We start from the raw sequence: 16,621 nt of genomic DNA on the forward strand, positions 1-16,621 counted from the left end.
GGTCCGTATGTCCTCCGATGGCGGAGCGTTACGGGAGGTGACGGGGGATCGGCGCCGAGGAGGTGCGGGGTGGTTCGATCCTCATCATGACCTCGACCCGCCTTCCCCGCATCCTGTCCGCCATCGCGCTCGTCGTCGCCGGAACCCTGGCGATGGCCGGATGCGCGTCCGGGGCGGGCGCCGCGACGCAGAGCGCCGCGGCCCAGGACCGGATCGTGATCGGGACGGATGACGGGAACGAGGCGCATTGGGCGCTCCTCAAGGAGAAGCTCGACGCAGAGGGGATCGAGCTGGAGGTTCGCACGCTCAGCGACGGCGTCCAGCTGAACCAGGGCGTCCAGGACGGCGCACTGGACGTGAACCTGTTCCAGCACCTGATCTTCCTGTCGCAGTTCAACGTGAACAACCAGGGCACGCTCGTCCCCGTCGGCGCGACCGCGGTCTACCCGCTGGCCCTCTACTCCGAGAAGTACGGCAACCCCAAGGACCTTCCCGACGGCGCCGTCGTCGCGGTGCCCAACAATCCGACCAACCTCGCACGCGCGCTCCTGAACCTGCAGACGGCGGGCCTGATCACGCTCAAGGACGGCGGCGACGCGCTCTCGACGCCGGATGAGATCGTCTCCTCACGCATCACCCTGAAGCCCGTCGATGCCAACCAGACCGTGACCGCGCTCAAGGACGGCAGCGCTCAGGCCGCGGTCGTCAACAACACGCAGGCGCAGAAGGGCGGACTCGGCGACGAGCTGATCATCTTCAAGGAGAATCTGGACGATCCGAAGCTGGCCCCGTACATCAACGTGTTCGTGACGCGTGCCGATCAGAAGGACGATCCGCGCTGGGCGAAGCTCGTCGAGGCCTACCACAGCCCCGAGGTGGAGGACGCCGTGACCACGCTCAACCAGGGGAACCTGAAGTTCCAGGGGGACTGGTCCGCGACCAGGCTGTCGGAGGAGCTGACCTCGCTCGAGGACCAGTTGAAGGGGACGCGGTGAGGGCGGTATGACCTCGGTCATCGAGTTCGAACGCGTCACGAAGTCGTTCCCCGCGTCGCGAGGCCCGAGGCGTCGGGCGTCGAAGGGCACGGTCGCGGTCGAGGAGGCGAGCCTGGCGGTCGCCAAGGGCTCCATCGTGGGCGTGATCGGGTACTCCGGCGCGGGCAAGTCGACGCTCGTCCGCCTCATCAACGGGCTCGAGCGTCCGACCGAGGGGACCGTTCGGGTGCTGGGGACGGATGTCGGCGGGGCCACACCGGCCGAGCTGCGTGCGCTGCGCGCGCGGATCGGGATGATCTTCCAGCAGTTCAACCTGTTCGACGCCCGTACGGTCCGCGGGAATGTGGCATATCCGCTCCGGGTCGCGGGCTGGAGGCCGACGGACATCGACGAACGCGTGGACGAGCTCCTCGCGTTCGTCGGGCTCGCCGACAAGGCGGAGCAGCGTCCTCGGCGCCTGTCCGGCGGGCAGAAGCAGCGGGTGGGGATCGCACGGGCGATCGCCACGAGCCCGGAGATCCTGCTCGCGGATGAGGCGACGAGCGCTCTGGACCCGCAGACCACCGCCGAGGTCCTCGCGCTCCTGAAGGAGGTCAACCGGCGTCTGGGGATCACGATCGTCGTGATCACTCATCAGATCTCGATCGTCCATGAGCTCTGCGACCAGGTCGTGGTGATGGAGGGTGGCCGGGTGGTGGACATCGGCGAGACCTATCGCGTCTTCGCCCATCCCCGCGCGGCGTTGACCGCACGGTTCGTCGCAGCCGTGACGCAGGGCATCCCGCAGGGGGAGACGCTCGACGCGCTCGTCGCCGGCGGCGGATCCCTCGTGAGCGTGGACGTGAACGAGTTCACGAGCGAAGACGTGGCCGCGGTCCTCGACCGGCATGGAGTGCGCGGAACCGTGGTCTACGGCGGGGTCACCGATGTCCGTGGCCGTCAGCTCGGCACGCTCACCTACCGGATCGACGACGACCGCGCCGCAGCACGGCGGGTCGTGGCCGATCTGCGGACACGGACACGTGCCGTGCTGCCGGACGAGGAGGTGTCGGACCGGTCTCGGCTGCAGGACGGCGCCGACGCAGGAAGCGGCCTGGGCAGCGCTCCGATCGGAAAGGGGATCCGGTGAGAGCGGTGCTCGTCCCCGCCGCGGACTGGGGCTCGCTCACCCCCGTCCTCCTCCAGTCGGTCCAGGAGACGGTGTACATGGTCGTGGTGACGCTCGTCCTGGGCGGCGCCGCGGGGCTTCTCATCGGCGCGCTGCTCTACGCGACGCGCCCGGGCAACCTCCTCCAGAGCCCGGTGGTCTTCCATGGTCTGAACCTGGTCATCAACCTCATCCGCCCGATCCCGTTCATCATCTTCCTCACCGCGGTGGCGCCGGTCACGAAGGGAATCGTCGGATCGACGCTCGGGACGGGGGCCGCGATCGTGCCGATGACGATCATGGCCGCGGTGGTCATCGGTCGCGTCGTCGAGCAGAACCTCGTCGCCGTCGACCCCGGGATCGTCGAGGCGGCGTCCGCGATCGGGGCACGCCCGCTCTCGATCCTTTTCACCGTGGTGATCCCCGAGGCGCTCGCTCCGTTGATCCTCGGCTACACCTTCATGTTCATCGCGGTCGTGGACATGTCCGCGATGGCGGGGTACATCGGCGGCGGCGGGCTGGGGAACTTCGCGATCCTGTACGGCTACCAGCAGTTCGACGCCCAGGCGACCTGGGCGACCGTCGGGATCATCGTCGTCATCGTGCAGCTCGGACAGTTCCTCGGGAACCGGCTCGCGCAGCGCATCCTCGCGCGGTGAGCGGGCGCGGTGGCCGTCCTCCTCCGGATACCGGGTCGCCTAGGCTGGAGGAATGCCCGAACCCGCCACCTCCTCGTACCCCGGCGAGCGCCTCGGACTCCCGCAGACGGGCTCCGGCAGCGTCGCACGGGTTGGGCGGCGCATCCTCGCGCTGCTGATCGACTACGCCGCCGCCACGATCATCGCGATGGCCTTCTTCGGGTTCCGGCAGTTCGCTCTTCCGCAGGAGGCGGGGGCGACGCAGTTCGCGCCGATGATGGTCTTCGCGGTGATCCAGATCCTGTTCATCCCGACGATCGGCGGCAGCCCGGGACACCGGATCGTCGGTCTTCGCCTGGTGATGCTCGGCGGTGGCTGGGTGGGGCTGTGGCGGCCGATCGTGCGCACCGTGATGCTGATGCTGGTGATCCCCGCCGTGGTCTGGGATCCCGATCAGCGGGGGCTGCACGACAAGGCGGTCGGGACCGTCCTCATCCGCGCCTGAGGTCGCGGGGAGACGGGCTCGACGCCTTCGGCTCAGGCCGCGACGCCTCGGTTCTGGCGGCGGAAGTGCTTGGGCGCTTTGCCTCCGAGGAAGGAACGGGCCGGATCCACGAGAAAACCCTGTCGCAGAGCCTCCCGGCCGATCAGCATCCGGAATCCCATCTCGCTGCGGTTGCTGAGCGTGACCTCGGCGGTCACCCGGCGGCCGACGAGAGTCAGGTCGAGGAGGACGACGAGCCGGCTCTGCGCGTGGCCGGAGGAGCTGCGGACGTCGCGGCGGTCGAAGACCGGGAGCTCCATCGAGACCAGCTCGTGCGCGCCCTGCCACGGCCGCACGTCGAAGCGCACCCACGGCTCGCCGTCGCGTTCGAACTCGTGGATGTGCTGCGCGTGCAGTGACGAGGTCCGTGCTCCGGTGTCGATCTTCGCCTTGATCCACGGAATACCGACGTCAGGCAGGCTCACCCACTCACGCCACCCCGTCGGGGTGCTTGAATGAGGGGACCGATCCACATCGTCCATCCTGGCAGGAAATCACCGTGAAGCTCGCCGTGCTCTCGCGCGCCCCTCAGTCGTACTCCACTCAGCGCCTCCGTGCCGCCGCCGTCCAGCGGGGTCATCAGGTGAAGGTCCTCAACACCCTTCGCTTCGCGATCGACCTCACCGCGGACGAGCCGGACCTGCACTACCGAGGAAGGCCGTTGAGCGACTATGACGCGGTCATCCCGCGCATCGGGAACTCGATCACCTACTTCGGCACGGCCGTGGTGCGGCAGTTCGAGCAGATGGACGTGTACACGCCCAACACGGCGAACGGCATCTCCAGCGCGCGCGACAAGCTCCGTGCGAACCAGATCCTCTCGAAGCACAACATCGCGATGCCGCCCACGGCCTTCGTGCGCAACCGCGCCGATGTGCGCCCGGCGATCGAGCGGGTCGGCGGCGCACCGGTGGTCATCAAGCTGCTGGAGGGCACGCAGGGGATCGGCGTGATCCTCGCCCCTCAGGTCAAGGTGGCCGAGGCCATCATCGAGACGCTGCACTCGACCAAGCAGAACGTGCTGATCCAGCGGTTCATCTCGGAGAGCCGCGGCCGCGACATCCGTGCGCTGGTGGTCGGCGACCGGGTCGTCGCCGCGATGCGACGGGTTGCGCACGGCGACGAGTTCCGTTCCAATGTGCACCGGGGTGGCACCGTCGAGGCGGTGACCCTCGATCCGGTCTACGAGCAGACGGCCGTGCGGGCCGCGCAGATCATGGGCCTCCGGGTCGCCGGGGTGGATATGCTCGAAGGGGAGGACGGTCCTCTGGTGATGGAGGTCAACTCCTCTCCGGGCCTGCAGGGCATCGAGGCGGCGACGGGCCTGGATGTCGCCGGCGCGATCATCGACTACATCGCGGGGCAGGTCGCCTTCCCCGAGATCGATGTGCGGCAGCGTCTCAGCGTCTCCACCGGCTACGGTGTGGCGGAGCTGGTGATGCACGCGGGCGCCGAGCAGGTGGGCAGGCAGCTCGGTGATCTGGGCCTCTGGGATCGGGACATCACGGTGCTGACCCTCCATCGGGGCGTGACCGTGATCCCGAACCCGCGCAAGCATGTGATCCTCGAGCCGGAGGATCGGCTGCTCTGCTTCGGGAAGCTGGACGAGATGCGCTCGATGATCCCGGAGCGGCGTCGTCGACGCGCGAAGGTGCGACGCCTGCCGAAGGAGCCGCTGCCTGACCGATCGTCCTGACGGACGGAGACGATGAAGCGCCCCGAGCCCATGAGGGGCGGGGCGCTTCATCGTCTCCGCGATCGGTGCGGAGCGTGATCAGCGCGGTCGAGGCGCGCGAGCCTTGAGCGGGTCGATGCCCTTCGGGATCGGGAGGGACGACAGCGTCTGGGACACCGAGTCCATGCGCTTGATGACGGCGGCCATCGTGGCCCTGTCGATCGCCTTGGGGTACTTCTTGATGGTCTTCGCGAGCTGGTCGAGCGGGATGTCCTCCTCGCCGTGGCCGACGTAGAGCACATTGACCGGGACGCCGTGCGCGACGCGGAGCGCCTTGGTCCTCTCGTCCTTGATGAGGCGGGTCAGACGTCCGCGGGCACCCTCGCCGACGATTACGATGCCGCCGCGCCCGATCGCGCGGTAGACCGCGTCCTGCGACTTGGGGTTGACGCCCACCGGGGTGTCCGAGGACTGCCAGCTGCGTCCGAGACTGTTCCCGAGGACGTGGCCGACCGCTCCGGGCCTGCCGTCGATCTTCTTGTACATGGCGCTCGTGGAGAGCCGTGTCATGGTGAACATCGCGCCGAGGAGGCCGGCCAGGAGACCGGTGACGCCCCAGAGGATCAGAGACCAGATCTGGAACGGGGGGATGAGGTATCCCACGATGAGGCCGAGCAGCACGCCGGCGATGAGGATCGCGATCTGCAGCCACGGCAGCCACGAGTACTCCTCGCGGGTGAACCGGTACAGAGACCTGATCTGGGAGAAGAAGCCGGGCCGCTTCTCCGGCTCGGGACGACGATTTGCCATAGGAGTCAGCCTACCGATTCCCACGGCCGGATCGGTGCGGTCTCGCGACGGGCGAACGCGAAGTTCCCTCCTGCACAGGGATTCACGGGGAGGAACTTGTGCACGTATCGCGTGCGGGTGGTCCCGCAGCACTCGAGAAGCCGGTGGAATGGCCCGATGGCAGACGGAACGGCGGCGATCGACGACGTGCTCGGTGGCGGGCATCGGACGATCCGCAGGGTGACGACGGACGAGGGACCCTACGAAGGGCGCCTGGTCTCCCACGGCGACGAGGTGTGCGTCGCCGTGGACACGGCGGCCCTTGAAGGCTGGGCGGGGTGGCGCATCGGCGACGCGATGCACGTCGCCGCGCCGCTGGACCTCGTCCGCACCACCGACGGCCAGGAGGTGCTGCTGCCGTGGTGCACGGAGACGGTGCCCGTCTTCGTGGCCCGTCGCGACGGCACGGGACCGCCGCTGTCGGCGGGGGAGCGGACCACGCTCATCGCGAGCCTGCTCCGCGGAGTCGTCGAGGCCGGCGACATCGAGCTCATGGGCGGATGGTGGCTCACCGTGACCGGGCGCCCGGTGTTCGTGATGGGCGACGGCGAGGCGATCGCGCGTGCGTCGGCGGAGATCGTGCGAACGCTCGGCGAGCAGACGACGGACCGTTCCGCCGCGCGTCTCTGCGAGCGGATCCGTGGGGTGCTGGGGGACCCTCGTCGAACCCGTCACGAGGCGCCGGCGCTGGAGGCCGCGCTCTGCGAGCTCGCCGCGCCGAAGCCGCTTCGTTGCGAGCCCGTCGGCCAGCGGGAGCCCGACCCGGTCATGGCGATCTCCACAACCAGGGCGGCGGCGACGGTGACCGAGCGTGAGCGTGAGCGGCGGCGGCGCGACGCCGGGAGCGGGGTCGAGACCGGGGTCGGGGAGGCCGCAGGTATCGGGCTTCGACGTCGTCGCCTCGTCGGCGGTGACATCGACCGGCGGTCGCGTGTCGCCGCCTCGCGAGCAGAGGGTTCCCTGCTGACCTCCGCATGGGCGATGGTGCGCCGCGTCGTCCGGGGCGAGAGCGTGCACATGCCGGGGCAGACCGGGGTCGGCAGGCGGGGGTCGCAGATGACCGAGTCCTCGCGGCGAGCCCGGCCGAGCAACGACAGAGCACGCCGGGACGGTCTGGGCCGGGATGGAGGGGGCAGGTCGGTCTCGGAGGTGTCTGTGGGACGTCGTCGCTGGGCGCGGCCCGCGCTCGTTGGCGCTGTGGTCGCGGTCGCGGTGGCGATCGGCGGAGCGTCGTGGCCGGCCTCATCGACCGACGATGTCGGGAGCAGCCCGATGCCCTCGGTACCGGCCAAGACACCGACCGAGGGACCGACAGGGGCACCGACCGAGGCACCGGCCAAGGCGCCGGCCAAGGCGCCGGCGGAGGGACCGACTGAGGCACCGGCCGACGGGTCGGTCGAGGCGCCGAGTGCCGATATCGTGACCCCGCAGAGGACGCCGCTCGATGCGGTTCCGGAGCTGCTGCGATTCGCCGGGCTGTGCGAGGGCGGTGACGAGGGTGCCTGCGCGCGGGCATGGGTGCCTGGGAGCGACCGAGCGAGACGAGGCCCGTTCGATGCCGGAACCGCCGCGAGCCCGACCCTGATCGAGGACTACGGTGACCTCGCCGCGATCAGGGTCGAGAGAGGCCGCGGCCCGGCGATGCTCGTCCTCGCCCGGACAGACGACGGATGGCGGATCCGAGACGTCTACGACGTCGCAGACCCGCCATCCGGGGAAGCGAGGTGATGCTATGGAATCAGATCCCGAGCTGACCGGCGAAGTCGGCCGTCTCCAGACGCTCCTTGATCGCGCCGAGGAATCGAGCGGCATCGGCTCCGTCGATGATCCGGTGGTCATAGGACAGCGCAAGGTAGACGTAGGACCGCACGGCGATCGCCTGGGCTCCGTCGACCGTCACGATGCCCGGACGCTTGACCACGATGCCCGTGCCGAGGATGGCGGACTGCGGCAGGAAGACCACCGGCGTGTCGAACAGGGCGCCGCGCGAGCCGGTGTTGGTCAGGGTGAACGTGCCGCCGGCGAGCTCGTCCGGCTTCAGCTTGTTGTCCCTGGTGCGCGCCGCGAGGTCTGCGATCTCGTGGGCGATCTGGGCGAGGTTCTTCGCCGCGGCGTCGCGCAGGACCGGCGTGAGCAGTCCGCGCTCGGTGTCCACCGCGATCGACAGGTTCTCGGTCGCCGGGTAGACGATGTCGGTGCCGTCGACGCTCGAGTTGATGATCGGGAAGGACTGCAGCGCCTCGGCCGAGGCGAGAGCGAAGAACGGCAGGAAGGAGAGCTTGTCGCCCGTCTTCTGGTGGAACTCGTTCTTCACCCGGTCGCGGTACTCGGACAGCTTGGTGACGTCGACCTCGACCACCGTGGTCAGCTGAGCGGTCTGCTGCATCGACGCCACCGCACGCTCGGCGAGCACCTTGCGCAGACGCGACATCGGCTGGGTGCTCCCGCGCAGCGGCGAGATCTCCCGCACGGCGGCAGCAGGCGCAGCGGCAGCCGGGGCCGTCGCAGGCGCGCTCTGGGCGGCGTTGAGGACGTCCTCCTTGCGGATACGGCCTCCGACTCCCGTGCCGGCCACCGTCGCGAGATCGACGCCCTGCTGGGCGGCGAGACGACGGACCAGCGGCGTCACGTAGAGCTTGTCCCCGTCGCCGGCGGGCGACACAGCGGGAGCCGCGGCCGGGGCGGCGGGAGCAGCGGCCGGCGTTGCAGGCGCCGGCGTGACCGGTGCGGGAGCCGCGGGTGCAGGTGCCGGCGCAGCGGCGGGAGCGGGCTGAGCCGCGGGGGCCGGTGCAGCGACGGGCTGGGCGGCGGGAGCGGCCGGAGCGGCGGCAGCCGGAGCCTCACCGCTGCCGATGCGGGCGAGCACGGCGCCGACGGCGACGGTCTCGTCCTCGGCGGCCACGATCTCCTGCAGGACGCCGGCGACGGGCGAGGGGACCTCGGTGTCGACCTTGTCTGTGGAGATCTCCAGCAGGGCCTCGTCGACCGCGACCGTGTCGCCGATCTGCTTGAGCCAGCGGGTCACGGTGCCCTCGGTGACGCTCTCACCGAGCTCGGGCAGGACGATGTCGGTCGCGTCCGAACTCGGCGTCGTGGCCTGGGCCGGAGCGACCTCCTCGGCGACGGTCTGCGCGGGGGCCTCGGTCACCGGGGCGGCCTCGGGCTCCGCGGCGGGCGCCGCAGGGACGTCAGCAGCGGCCGCAGAGCCGTCACCGATGCGAGCGAGGAGCGCGCCGATCTCGACGGTCTCGTCCTCGGCGATCAGGATCTCCTCCACGACGCCGGCGACGGGGGACGGGATCTCGGTGTCCACCTTGTCGGTCGAGACCTCGAGCAGGCCTTCGTCGACCGCTACAGTGTCGCCGACCTGCTTGAGCCAGCGGGTGACCGTACCCTCGGTGACGCTCTCTCCGAGAGCGGGGAGGACCACGGATGTGCTCATGACGGAGTCTCCTTCAGGAAGTTCGTAACGTTCTCAAGCTTAGTGATGTCTGCGGTCGAAGATGCGACCCGGCGCTCAGAGCGCATGCAGCGGCTTGCCGGCGAGCGCGAGGAAGGCCTCGCCGAGAGCCTCGCTCTGTGTCGGATGGGCGTGGATCAGCGGGGCCAGCTCCTCCGGATACGCCTCCCAGCTCACGGCGAGCTGTCCCTCGGTGATCAGCTCGCCGACGCGGTCGCCGAGGAGGTGCACGCCGAGGACGGGACCGTCCTTGAGACGGACGACCTTGACCAGACCACCGGTGCCGATGATCTCGCTCTTGCCGTTCCCCGCGAGGTTGTACTCGTAGGAGACGACCGCGTCCTGACCGTGCTCCTCGACCGCGGCGGCCTCGGTGACGCCGACGGAGGCGACCTCGGGGCTGCAGTAGGTGACCCGGGGGGTCTGGGACTCGGGGACAGGGGCGGGGGAGAGACCGGAAATCCGCTCGGCGACGGCGATCCCCTGGAGGAAGCCGCGATGCGCCAGCTGCAGGCCGGGGACGATGTCGCCGACGGCCCAGATGCCGGGCACGTTCGTGCGCAGCTCGGGGTCGGCGAGGACGAATCCGCGATCCATCGCGATGCCGGCCTCGGCGAATCCGAGCCCGTCGGTCGCGGGTCCGCGTCCGACGGCCACGAGAAGATAGTCGGCCTCGTAGGAGGTGCCGTTCTCCAGCGTGACGGTGACGGCCTCCTCGCTCTGGGTCGCGCTCTGGAACCGGACACCGAGCGAGGAGGAGATCCCCCGTCGGCGGAAGGCGCGCTCCAGACCCTTGCTGAGCGCTACGTCCTCGTTCGGCGCGAGATGGGGGAGCGCCTCGACGATCGTGACCTCGGCGCCGAAGGAGCGCCAGACGCTCGCGAACTCGACGCCGATCACGCCGCCGCCCAGGATCACGACCCGCCGGGGGACCTCCTCGAGCGCGAGCGCCTGCTCGCTGGTGAGGATCCGGCCGCCGATCTCCAGACCGGGGAGCGATCGGCTGTACGAGCCGGTCGCGAGCACCACATCGGTGCCGGTGTAGAGGTCGTTGCCGACGCGGACGGTGCGGTCGGCCTCCAAGCGTCCCTCGCCGGTGACGACGGTGATCCCGCGGGCCTTGATCAGGCCTTCGAGCCCCTTGTACTTCTTCGCGACGATGCCCTCGCGGTAGGCGCGGACGCCCGCGGGGTCGATCCCGTCGAGGACCGCGGTCACGCCGTACTTCGCCGCATCGCGGACGTTCTCCGCGATCTCGGCCGAGTGCAGCAGCGCCTTGGTCGGGATGCAGCCACGGTGCAGGCAGGTCCCGCCGACCTTGTCCTTCTCGATGAGCGCCACGCTCTTGCCGAGCTCGGCCGCGCGGATCGCGGCGGCATAGCCGCCGCTGCCGCCGCCGAGGATGACGATGTCGAAAGCGTTCGTGGTCATGCGGGTTCTCCGTTCACTCGTCCTGCCGCGGCCCGCTCCTCGGCGAACGCGATCAACGTGCGGACCATGGCGCCGGTCGCGCCCTTGTCCGTGTATCCGTACGGGGCGCCCTTGTGCTCGGACGAACCGGCGATGTCCAGGTGGAGCCAGGGGATGCGCGGCGCGTCCGCTTCGTCGGAGACGCGTCCGACGAAGCGGCGGAGGAACAGGCCGGCGAACAGGGACCCGCCGGCCGGGTCGCCGATCTTGGCGTTGACCATGTCGGCGATCGGGGACTTCAGGTCATCCTCCATGTGCGCGGGGAGGGGCATGGGCCAGGCCTCCTCGCCGGCCGCTGCCGCGGCGTCGAGGAGCTCGGTCACCGCCTCGTCGTCGCCGAAGACTCCGGTGTGACGCATGCCGAGGGAGACGATGATCGCGCCGGTCAGCGTCGCGACGTCGATCACGAGGTCCGGCCGCTCGCGGCTCGCGGCCACGAGCCCGTCGCCCAGGACGAGACGCCCCTCGGCGTCCGTGTTGAGGACCTCGACGGTCTGCCCGTCCGCGAGACGGAGGACGTCGCCCGGACGGATGGCGCGCCCGGACGGCATGTTCTCGGCGACGCAGAGCCAGGACGTGATGCGGATCGGCAGCCCGAGGGTCGCGACCGCGCGGATGACGGCGAGCACGCTGGCGGCGCCGGTCATGTCGAACTTCATCCCGACCATGCTCGCCGGGGGCTTCAAGGACAGCCCCCCGGTATCGAAGGTGATGCCCTTGCCGACCAGCGCGATGTGACCGACCGCGCCGGCAGGGGAGTAGTCCAGGCGCACGAGACGCGGCGGGCGGTCCGACCCCTGGCCGACGCCGAGGATTCCGCCGAAGCCCTGCGCGGCGAGGTCCTTCTCATCGAGCACCTCGGCAGTGATCGCGAGACCCTCGACGGCCTGGACCGCTCGATCGGCGAGATCGGCCGGTCCGAGCCATTCCGCCGGCGTGGTCACCAGGTCCTTGGTGAGCGCGACGGCCTCGGCGATCGCCGAGGCGCGTGCGGTCTCTTCGAGGGTGAGGTCCGCGTGCAGGATGACGGTCCCTGCGCGACCGGGCTCCTCGGTGGACCGGTAGTCGTCGAAGCGGTAGGCGCCGAGGAGCGCGCCCTCGGCGGCCGCCTCGGCGAACCGGGCGAGGTCATCGGCGAGGAGGACCGAGACACGGGCGAACCCGGTGAGCGAGCGGAGCGCCGTGCCGACGGCCTCGCGCACCTTGCGTGCGTCAGGATCAGGGCCAGTGCCGACGACGGCGAGCGGGAGGTCGGTGACCTCCGGCGCGTAGATCCGCGTGAACGAGTTCGGCGAGCCCGTGAAGCCGACGGCGCGAAGCGGTCCGGCGACGGCATCGAACGGGCGGAGGGATGAGCTGTCTTCGGAGATGCCGGGGACGACGAGCACGACCGCATCCGCGTTCGCATCCGCCGGAGCACCTTGTGAGAGCTCGAGCGCAGGGGAGGTCATGATTCCCATCCTAGGTTCGGAACGGTGCGTCGGCGGCGGCTCGAGGACGCGCGTGTTCGCTCTCAGCGGTCATCGGACCCCGGGTGCGGGGCTGCTCGTAGCATGGATGCATGCCCTTCTCCGGAGAACTGTTCGAACGCGTCGCCAGCGCCCCGGCGGTGCCGGACGGCCTGCCGCTCGTCGTCCTGCTGACGGGCTTCACCGACGCGGGATCCGCCGTGTCCGGCGTCATCGATCATCTGAAGGAGACGGCGAGCCCGCAACCGCTGATCGTCTTCGACAACGACATGCTCCTGGACTACCGCGCGCGACGTCCCGTCGTCACCTTCGACCAGGATCACCTGACCGAGTACCGTCCGGCACGGCTCGAGCTCTCGCTCGCCGCCGACGCACTGGGGCAGCCCTTCCTCCTCCTCTCCGGCTACGAGCCCGATTTCGCCTGGAACGCCTTCACGGACGCGGTTCTCGGCCTCTTCGACGAGTACGGCGCGTCGACGGTCACCTGGGTGCACTCGATCGCGATGCCCGTGCCGCACACGCGGCCGTTCGGGACCACCGTCAGCGGGACGCGCAGCGAGCTCACGGCAGCCCATTCCGTATGGCGGCCGCGGACGCAGGTCCCCGCGACGGCGGGACACCTGCTGGAGTTCCGGTTCGCCGAGCGCGGAGACCTGATCGCGGGCTTCATCCTGCTCGTTCCCCACTACCTGGCGGACACCGAGCACCCGGGTGCGGCGATGGCGGCGGCGGATCGCATCATGTCCGCGACGGGTCTCGTGCTGGCGACGGACGGGCTACGCGACAAGCAGGCCGACTACCTTGCCCGGGTCGAGGAGCAGGTGGACGGCAACGACGAGCTGCGTCAGATGATCTCCTCCCTCGAGCAGCGCCACGACGCGTACATGGCGGGGCTCACGGCGGAGATGGGGCTCTCCGAGGGCGGCACGGTCGCCTTCGACGAGGGCTCGCTCCCGAGCGCCGACGAGCTGGCCGCCGAGCTCGAGCGTTTCCTCGCCTCGCGTCCGACGGGGGACGACGACAAGAACGGTCTCTCCTGACCGACGTCTGACCCGCGTTCCCGCACCGTCCGAGGCCGAACCGCGACGGAGGCGACACGGTTCCGTCGAACTCGGCGCCGGACGCTGTCAGATGTGCGATACTGGAGAACCGACCCGTTGTCAACCAATCGCCGCCCGCCGGTGAAAAGGACTTGACAAGGGTCTTACTAGTGTCCGAATCGGCCAGGGGAGCCCGCGCAGCCCCCATGAAAGGCAAAACGTGACGACTGCCACGAAGAAGAACACCCGGACGAAGAAGGCGGACGAGGCGGAGGAGACCGCCGAGGAGCTGGCCGTCGCCGCTCCTGCGGCGAAGAAGCCCGCCGCACGCAAGAGCACCAAGGCTCCGGTCAAGAAGAAGAAGGCCGACGACGAGGCGGACGACACCGCCGGCGACGTGCCCGTCGGAGCCGACGGCGAAGAGGCCTCGGCGGACGGCGATGACGACGACGCCAAGAAGCCGGCCTTCACCGAGCCGCTGCCCACCGGCGCGATCGTGATCAGCTCCAACGACGAGGACGACGTCCCTGTCTACTCGACGCAGATCACCGGCGCGACGGCGGACCCGGTCAAGGACTACCTGAAGCAGATCGGAAAGGTCGCGCTCCTGAACGCGGCCGAAGAGGTCGAGCTCGCCATGCGGATCGAGGCGGGACTGTTCGCCGAGGAGAAGCTCGCGAACATGACCGCCGCCGAGAAGACGAACCAGCTGGGGCTCGACCTGCAGTGGGTCGCCCGTGACGGACAGCGCGCCAAGAGCCACCTGCTGGGCGCGAACCTGCGCCTGGTCGTCTCGCTCGCCAAGCGCTACACCGGCCGTGGCATGCAGTTCCTGGACCTCATCCAGGAGGGCAACCTCGGGCTCATTCGTGCCGTGGAGAAGTTCGACTACACCAAGGGCTTCAAGTTCTCCACCTACGCGACGTGGTGGATCCGGCAGGCGATCACCCGCGCCATGGCCGATCAGGCCCGCACCATCCGCATCCCGGTGCACATGGTCGAGGTCATCAACAAGCTCGCCCGCGTGCAGCGCCAGATGCTGCAGGACCTCGGGCGCGAGCCCACTCCGGAGGAGCTCTCCAAGGAGCTCGACATGACCCCGGAGAAGGTCGTGGAGGTGCAGAAGTACGGGCGTGAGCCGATCTCGCTGCACACTCCGCTCGGCGAGGACGGCGACAGCGAGTTCGGCGACCTCATCGAGGACACCGAGGCCGTGGTCCCTGCGGACGCCGTGGGCTTCACGATGCTGCAGCGTCAGCTCGAGCAACTGCTGGACTCGCTCTCCGAGCGCGAGGCCGGCGTGATCCGCATGCGTTTCGGCCTCGGCGACGGGCAGCCGAAGACGCTGGACCAGATCGGCGACACGTTCGGCGTCACGCGCGAGCGCATCCGTCAGATCGAGTCCAAGACCATGGCCAAGCTCCGGCACCCCAGCCGTTCGCAGTCGCTGCGGGACTACCTCGAGTGAGTGCGGCGGGGCAGCCGAACGACGGCAAGAAGCTCGAGATCGCGGTGGACGGGGAGCGCTTCGTGCGCGTCCCCATCCGCACGCGCGTGGTCATGCCCGGCGACGACCTCGATGCGGTGATCTCCGAGTACGCGACGGACGTCGTCCGCCCGGGCGATGTGCTGTTCGTCACGGAGAAGATCGTGGCGATCACGCAGGGACGCTCCTTCATGCTGGAGGAGATCACGCCCCGTCCGCTGGCGCGGTTCCTCTCGCGCTACGTCACCAGGACGCCGCACGGCATCGGTCTCGGCATGCCGGAGACGATGGAGATGGCGCTCCGCGAATGCGGGCCGATCCGGATCCTGTTCGCCGCCGCGGTGTCCGCGGTGACGAAGGCGTTCGGCCGCAAGGGCGACTTCTATCGGATCGCCGGGGACAAGGCACGGGCGATCGACGGCCCCACCACGGGAACGATGCCGCCGTATGACCGGGCCGTCGTGCTGGGCCCCGAAAGGCCCCGCGAGGTCGCGGCGCACCTGAAGGCGATGCTGAACGCCGGCTGCGAGGTCGCGGTCGTCGACATCAACGACCTGGGCGGCAACATCCTCGGCTCGACCCTGGACCGCGCCGGCGAGCGCCGTCTCGTGGCGATCCTGAAGGACAACCCGCTCGGACAGGGAACGGAGTCCACGCCGCTCGGAGTGATCCGGGCGGCGTGAGCCCTCGCCGTCAGAACTTGATGGCCGCCTGGTAGCGCGGCTTGTGGCCGGTGCGCACGCCCGTGACGCTCGGCTTGTTCTCGTACACCCCGGCACCCCAGTTGCCCTCGACGAGCACGGGGCCGGTCGGCCCGACCACGATGTCCCATCCGACGTACTGCATCTGCGGGACGACCCGGGCGACCTGGTCGATGAACGCCTTCACCTCGTCGATGAGGGGCAGCTGGAAGTCGGCGATCCGGAAGCCGGAGTCGGGGTGCTCGACGTGCACGTGTCCATGTGAGTCGTAGCCGGCGCCGACCGAGTGGCCGTCGTCGTCCAGCATTGTGTAGAAGCCGCCGAACGACATCTGGTCGCTCACCTCGCCGCGCCCGAACTTCTGCGCCATCGCGAGGATGTGGGTCTTCTCACCGTCGAAGAACGCGGTGATCCGGGTGGTGTTCACGGTGCCGGGGCAGACGGCCGCGAGGTCGGGATGCTGGACGATGACCTCCTCGACGAGCAGGCGTCCGCGGTCGAGCAGATCCCGGTGGAACGCGTCCCAGTCGGTCACGTCGGCGGCGTGGTACCGGAACACGCCGGAGCCGGCCTGGCCCATCGGGGTCTTCACGACGACAGTGCCCAGTCGCTCGACGAAGGAGCGGAGCTCATCGGCGTTTCCCGGCTCGATGACCATCCATTCGCGTCGCAGGAAGTCGCTGAAGCGGCGATCGAACTCGATCTTGTCGTGGAAGAGGTGCCGGTAGTCGGGATGCGAGTAGCGCTCCGAGAGCTGGTTCGAGACGGGGTGGGTCATGTAGGTCGCCCGCTCCGCCCGGTTCAGGATCGCGAAGTCGTAGTCGATGTAGTCCTGGAACCCCACGTTGTGGCGCGCGGCCGACCACAGCATGTCGACGACGATCGCGGGGGTCGCCTTGCCGTGCTGGGCCGATGCCTCCTTCGCGCGCTCGATCACGGAGCCGACGTTGATGCGACGGGCTCGCTCGACGAGATAGCTGATGCGGGGCTTGAGGCCGAGGCCGTTCGAGGGCATGCGTACTCCGGGACGGGGACGAGGGACGCTCCATTCTAGGTCGGGCGCCTGATCGTCTCCCGCGGGGCCGCGGGGCCGCGGGGCTGCGGGGGAGCGCACCGCCGATCGGGTCCGTCGGAGGCGCCCGATAGA

General features: G+C 69.6%; 15 protein-coding genes. 9 read left to right on the forward strand and 6 right to left on the reverse strand.

Features of this window, described 5'->3' with window-relative positions; genetic code table 11:
* The first annotated feature begins 86 nt into the window (after positions 1–86).
* From J2Y69_RS03600 to J2Y69_RS03615, 4 genes are read left to right on the forward strand one after another with little or no spacing between them, the layout of a single operon-like run.
* Positions 87–995: a MetQ/NlpA family ABC transporter substrate-binding protein gene (locus J2Y69_RS03600; RefSeq protein ID WP_310017625.1), complete on the forward strand. Its 909-nt coding sequence runs from the start codon at positions 87–89 to the stop codon at positions 993–995.
* A gap of 7 nt (positions 996–1,002) precedes the next feature.
* Positions 1,003–2,124: a methionine ABC transporter ATP-binding protein gene (locus J2Y69_RS03605; RefSeq protein WP_310017629.1), complete on the forward strand. Its 1,122-nt coding sequence runs from the start codon at positions 1,003–1,005 to the stop codon at positions 2,122–2,124.
* Positions 2,121–2,801 carry a methionine ABC transporter permease gene (locus tag J2Y69_RS03610; RefSeq protein ID WP_396653030.1) on the forward strand — a complete coding sequence of 227 codons (681 nt, stop codon included), beginning with the start codon at positions 2,121–2,123 and terminating at the stop codon, positions 2,799–2,801. The genes J2Y69_RS03605 and J2Y69_RS03610 overlap by 4 nt, the downstream gene beginning before the upstream one ends.
* Positions 2,802–2,853: 52 nt before the next feature.
* A complete protein-coding gene (locus J2Y69_RS03615; protein ID WP_310017632.1) occupies positions 2,854–3,285 on the forward strand; it encodes an RDD family protein in 432 nt (143 codons plus the stop codon).
* Positions 3,286–3,317: 32 nt separating this feature from the next.
* Here the strand turns inward: J2Y69_RS03615 and J2Y69_RS03620 are convergent, their stop codons facing one another.
* Positions 3,318–3,806, reverse strand: a complete 489-nt coding sequence (locus J2Y69_RS03620) for an ATP-dependent zinc protease family protein (RefSeq protein WP_310017634.1) — start codon at positions 3,804–3,806, stop codon at positions 3,318–3,320.
* Between the two features lie 17 nt (positions 3,807–3,823).
* Here J2Y69_RS03620 and J2Y69_RS03625 point away from each other — a divergent pair, with 17 nt between their 5' ends.
* The gene (locus J2Y69_RS03625) at positions 3,824–5,020 is read left to right on the forward strand and encodes a RimK family alpha-L-glutamate ligase (protein ID WP_310017637.1); all 1,197 of its coding nucleotides are present in this window, start codon (positions 3,824–3,826) and stop codon (positions 5,018–5,020) included.
* Between the two features lie 78 nt (positions 5,021–5,098).
* Here J2Y69_RS03625 and J2Y69_RS03630 read toward each other — a convergent pair whose 3' ends face one another.
* Positions 5,099–5,809, reverse strand: a complete 711-nt coding sequence (locus J2Y69_RS03630) for a DUF4191 domain-containing protein (protein WP_310017641.1) — start codon at positions 5,807–5,809, stop codon at positions 5,099–5,101.
* A gap of 156 nt (positions 5,810–5,965) precedes the next feature.
* On the opposite strand from J2Y69_RS03630, the gene J2Y69_RS03635 reads away from it, so the two are divergent.
* Positions 5,966–7,576: a hypothetical protein gene (locus tag J2Y69_RS03635; RefSeq protein ID WP_310017644.1), complete on the forward strand. Its 1,611-nt coding sequence runs from the start codon at positions 5,966–5,968 to the stop codon at positions 7,574–7,576.
* Positions 7,577–7,586: 10 nt separating this feature from the next.
* Here J2Y69_RS03635 and sucB read toward each other — a convergent pair whose 3' ends face one another.
* The 3 genes from sucB to J2Y69_RS03650 form a co-directional block, all read right to left on the reverse strand.
* Entirely contained in the window at positions 7,587–9,290 is a 1,704-nt protein-coding gene (gene sucB, locus J2Y69_RS03640) for a 2-oxoglutarate dehydrogenase, E2 component, dihydrolipoamide succinyltransferase (protein WP_310017646.1), read from the reverse strand.
* Positions 9,291–9,365: 75 nt separating this feature from the next.
* Positions 9,366–10,739 carry a dihydrolipoyl dehydrogenase gene (lpdA, locus tag J2Y69_RS03645; protein ID WP_310017647.1) on the reverse strand — a complete coding sequence of 458 codons (1,374 nt, stop codon included), beginning with the start codon at positions 10,737–10,739 and terminating at the stop codon, positions 9,366–9,368.
* Positions 10,736–12,229, reverse strand: a complete 1,494-nt coding sequence (locus J2Y69_RS03650) for a leucyl aminopeptidase (RefSeq protein ID WP_310017649.1) — start codon at positions 12,227–12,229, stop codon at positions 10,736–10,738. Before J2Y69_RS03650 ends, lpdA begins: the two co-directional genes overlap by 4 nt.
* Before the next feature lie 110 nt (positions 12,230–12,339).
* On the opposite strand from J2Y69_RS03650, the gene J2Y69_RS03655 reads away from it, so the two are divergent.
* The 3 genes from J2Y69_RS03655 to J2Y69_RS03665 all read left to right on the forward strand — a co-directional run bounded on the left by J2Y69_RS03655 (position 12,340) and on the right by J2Y69_RS03665 (position 15,456).
* Positions 12,340–13,287, forward strand: coding sequence for a proteasome assembly chaperone family protein (locus tag J2Y69_RS03655; RefSeq protein WP_310017651.1), 948 nt, complete (start codon positions 12,340–12,342; stop codon positions 13,285–13,287).
* A 220-nt stretch (positions 13,288–13,507) separates the two neighbouring features.
* On the forward strand, positions 13,508–14,755 hold the full coding sequence (locus J2Y69_RS03660; protein WP_310017653.1) for an RNA polymerase sigma factor: 1,248 nt from the start codon (positions 13,508–13,510) through the stop codon (positions 14,753–14,755).
* Complete coding sequence (locus J2Y69_RS03665; RefSeq protein ID WP_310017655.1) at positions 14,752–15,456, forward strand: coenzyme F420-0:L-glutamate ligase; 705 nt, start codon at positions 14,752–14,754, stop codon at positions 15,454–15,456. The genes J2Y69_RS03660 and J2Y69_RS03665 overlap by 4 nt, the downstream gene beginning before the upstream one ends.
* Positions 15,457–15,466: 10 nt before the next feature.
* On the opposite strand, the gene J2Y69_RS03670 is transcribed toward J2Y69_RS03665, so the two are convergent.
* Positions 15,467–16,489, reverse strand: a complete 1,023-nt coding sequence (locus J2Y69_RS03670) for a sugar-transfer associated ATP-grasp domain-containing protein (protein ID WP_310017656.1) — start codon at positions 16,487–16,489, stop codon at positions 15,467–15,469.
* Positions 16,490–16,621 lie beyond the last annotated feature (132 nt).

This window comes from Microbacterium resistens (assembly GCF_031456305.1).
In the GTDB taxonomy this organism is placed as follows: Bacteria; Actinomycetota; Actinomycetes; order Actinomycetales; family Microbacteriaceae; genus Microbacterium; species Microbacterium resistens_A.